The sequence below is a fragment of the Sulfitobacter sp. genome, assembly GCF_041552635.1.
Classification (GTDB): Bacteria; Pseudomonadota; Alphaproteobacteria; order Rhodobacterales; family Rhodobacteraceae; genus Sulfitobacter.
Genome location: NZ_JBFEKM010000265.1, coordinates 1 through 3,742, shown reverse-complemented (window position 1 = coordinate 3,742; position 3,742 = coordinate 1). Strand labels below are relative to the sequence as shown.

The following is a 3,742-nucleotide window of genomic DNA, read 5'->3' as shown; positions in this document are numbered from 1 at the left end:
GTGTCCACTGTCAGTTTTGACTGGCGTGAATTCAACATCCCAAACGTCCGACAACCCGCTGGCATCGTCGATAAGATGCAAAACGCTTCCGCTTTGGCCAAGAATAGCGGGAATGTCGAGCTGGCCCGCATCCACCGGCTGCCGGAACAGGTCGGCACCGAGGCGTTGGGCGCGGGCGACTGTGCCCGCGGCATCGTCGACAGCGATGCCAATGTCGCAAACTGATGTACCGTGCGTGGTATACGCACTGCTTGCATGTCCTGCGCTCTCCTTATTGACGACGATGCGGATGTCGTTTTGTGTCCAAAGCGACAGGCTTTTGGTCACGTGGTTCGCAGAATGTTGAAATCCAAGGGTGCCTAAAAGCGCTTCGAGCTTATCTGCCTCACGGCCTTTGGTGGCGAATTCAATAAAAGACAAGCCAAAGGTTTTTGCGCGCGGCGGCATCGGTGCAAGGTCAACCGATAATGACGGTTCGGCTGTACGGACATCATCCATGAGCGCGACCAGCGAGCGATAGCCATCTTTTGCGATTCCTTTCGGCTGACCTCCGCGAAACTGATCATTGAAGATTTCAAGCGATACCGGTCCTGTATAGCCCGTCGCCATCACAGCACGCATAAAGGACGTCACATCCATATCCCCTTCGCCCGGGATGTTGCGGAAATGGCGCGACCAATAGAGCATGTCCATATCAATCGCCGGAGCGTCCGCCAGCTGGACAAAAAAGATCTTGTCCCCAGGAATGCGCCGGATCGTGTCCGGATCGATCTTGCAGGCAAGCGTGTGAAAACTATCAAGTATAAGGCCGACATTTGCATGGTCGGCACGGCGGACGACCTCCCATGCATCGCGATGATCATTGACGTGTTTGCCCCATGCCAGCGCTTCGAACCCGACCCGTAGGCCGCGTTTTGCTGCGCGCTCTCCCAGTTCGTAAAAATCGGCTGCTGCACGGTCGATGCCGCCAAGAGCCGCGGGATGACACGACGAGCAAACCAGCACGAGTTCGGTCCCCAGTTCCTGCATTAGGTCGAATTTGCGCTCGGCACGATCAAAGGCTTTCGCCCGCAGTGGTTCTGGCAATCCCTCAAAGTCCCTGAACGGCTGGAACAGCGTAATTTCCAGGCCCATTGAACGGATCATATCCCCCACATCACGCGGATTGCCGTCATGGGCGATGAAATCCTGCTCGAATATTTCGATCCCGTCAAAGCCAGCGGCGGCGATAGCTTCAAGCTTTTCAGGCAGGTTACCTGCGATCGAAACAGTTGCGATGGAAGTTTTCATAGATCGTCCCCCTGAATGGCAACGCGGAGTGCGTCATGGTCCAGCTGCACGCCGGTAAAAATGTTCCAAGCATCCACGCCCTGACCAAAAAACAACTCGTAACCCGTGATGACCGTCATACCGAGATGCGCGGCATCTTGCAGAAACGGTGTCTGCACGGGCGTGTAGACCGCATCAAAAACCCAGGCCGCCCCCTTCATGCTTTCGCCGTCCAACGGTGAACCGCCAACGCCCACCATGCCCAAGGGGGTGCAATTGATAATGCCGTTCGCGCCCTTCGCAGCCGTCTCGGCATCGGAGTACGTCTTGATTACTGTGGCCGATCCGAGTGCGCGTAGTGCTTTCGCCAAATTCCGGGCCTTTGTCGGGTCCAGATCGACGCAGCGAATTTCACGGGTGTGAAGTCCTATCAGACCAAACGCCACGGCTTTGCCAACGCCACCCGTGCCGATCAGACAAACTGTGCCAGGATTTTCGGTGCCACGGACCTTTCGGTAGGCGCTCATGAAGCCGGTGTAATCTGTGTTGAACCCCTTGGGGCCCTGCGGGTCGAAAACAACGGTATTGACCGCACCAATTGCGCGCACCAACGGGTCGGATACCTCAACACTGGCGGCTACACTCTCCTTGTAGGGATACGTTACGTTGATGCCGCGAAATCCGCTCCTGCGTGCCTGTTCGAAAACTTCGTCAAATGAAAGCCCCATGTCTTTGGGGATCAGCCGCTCGTAGGTGACGTGCAGTCCGGCCAAAATCCCTGCTGTGCGGTGTAGCTTGGGCGACTGGGAGCGGGTGATGTTGTCGCCGATCAGGCCCAGCATTACGGTTTCCGTCATGATGCAGCCTTTTTGAACAACTGTGATTTGAGGGCAGTCCAGAGCGGTGTCTGGCTGACGAAAATCAGGATCACTGCGGTGAACAGCACAAGGGAGAGCGGACTGGTCAAGATACCCTCGAAGAACCGTCCAAGATCCTCGCGCTCTGATATGATGGCGCGGCGCCAGTTGTCATCCAGTAGCCGCGACAGGATGACACCAAGGATAACTGGGCCAAGGGGATAGCCGTAGTGCCGCATGAAGTATCCGAACACGCCAAAGGCAAGCATCCAGTAAACATCGCTGATGGAGTTGTTGACCGCATAAGCCCCCACGATGGAGAGTAGCAAACTCAGCGGAATGATAATGGCGCGGGGCATTTCGACGATTTTGGTGAAAACCTTGATGCCGGTCAGGCCGAAAATCAGCATGAAGATATTTGCGGTAAACAAGGCACCTACGATGAACCAGAACATATCGGGTTGGTCGATCATCAACATCGGCCCCGGATTGAGGCCGTGAATGAACAGCGCACCGATCATGATCGCGGTCACCGCATCGCCCGGAATACCCAGCGTCATCATTGGGACGAAGGCACCGCCGACAGCTGCGTTATTGGCGGTTTCAGGGGCAACCAGGCCTTCCATTGCGCCCTCGCCAAAAGGGACGTCGGGGTTCTTTGTGACACGCTTGGCATGGTCGTAGGCCATCAGGGCTGCGATATCACCGCCCGTGCCAGGTAGGGCACCGATGATCACGCCGATGGTCGAGGTTTGTAGCGATAAGGGCAGGAATTTCTTGATCGTGCCAAAGGAGGGGACGATTTTGTCGATCTTCTGCCGCACGGCCTTCTTATCGACATTCTGGAGCTGCAAGAGGGCTTCCGAGACACCGAACATGCCGATCATCACTGCAATGAAAGAAATTCCGCCTTCCATGATTTGCAGATCAAACGTGAAGCGTTTGGTGAAAGTCAGCGGGTCACGCCCGACGGCACCGATTGCCAGGCCGAACGCACCGGCAAAGATACCTTTGACCAGTGACCCACTGGAGAGCGAACCGACCAGCAGAATGCCCAGCACGGCCAGCAGCATGTAATCCCTTGGTTGGAACATTAGGGCAAATTCGGACACGAAAGGGGCGGCAAGGGCCAGCACCAGAATGCCGATCAACCCGCCAAAAAATGACATGACCGTTGTTACGCCAATGGCCTGACCCGCTTCGCCGCGCAAGGCCATGGGATAGCCGTCCATGGCCGTCGCAATTGCTGAAGGCGCGCCCGGAATGTTGAGCAGGATCGCCGTGCGAGAGCCGCCATAGACCCCGCCCATATAGATGCCTACCATGAGAGAAATTGCGGGATACACATCCCACGAAAACGTGAAGGAAATCAGGATGGAGACGGCCATGGTCACCGACAGGCCGGGAATGGCGCCGATATAGATGCCCGCAAATGTGCCTATGCCGACCAGAACCAAAAGCTCGGGATGTGTGAAGATCGTGAGGATTGCCAGAAACGTGTCCATTACGACGCTCCTCCGGATGTGAGGTTGCGGAAAAACTGGAGAAATTCGGCTTCGGGCAGGATGCCTGCGGGCAAGAGCACCGTGAACACAACGCGGAAAACGATCCAGATC

3 protein-coding genes are annotated in these 3,742 nt (G+C 56.2%); all 3 read right to left on the bottom strand.

The annotated features are described in order from the left end of the window. A partial coding sequence (locus ABYT07_RS19710; RefSeq protein WP_372993718.1) for a TIM barrel protein occupies positions 1 to 1,290 on the bottom strand: 1,290 nt, incomplete at its 3' end. Further along, complete coding sequence (locus ABYT07_RS19705; RefSeq protein ID WP_372993717.1) at positions 1,287 to 2,126, bottom strand: shikimate dehydrogenase; 840 nt, start codon at positions 2,124 to 2,126, stop codon at positions 1,287 to 1,289. The genes ABYT07_RS19705 and ABYT07_RS19710, both read right to left, overlap by 4 nt. Continuing rightward, positions 2,123 to 3,631, bottom strand: a complete 1,509-nt coding sequence (locus ABYT07_RS19700; protein ID WP_372993716.1) for a tripartite tricarboxylate transporter permease — start codon at positions 3,629 to 3,631, stop codon at positions 2,123 to 2,125. Before ABYT07_RS19700 ends, ABYT07_RS19705 begins: the two co-directional genes overlap by 4 nt. Positions 3,632 to 3,742: the final 111 nt, after the last annotated feature.

Coding starts and splice junctions, on each gene's coding strand:
- ABYT07_RS19705 (WP_372993717.1), bottom strand. CDS start 2,126: ATGACGGAAACCGTAATGCTGGGCCTGATCGGCGACAACATCACCCGC.
- ABYT07_RS19700 (WP_372993716.1), bottom strand. CDS start 3,631: ATGGACACGTTTCTGGCAATCCTCACGATCTTCACACATCCCGAGCTT.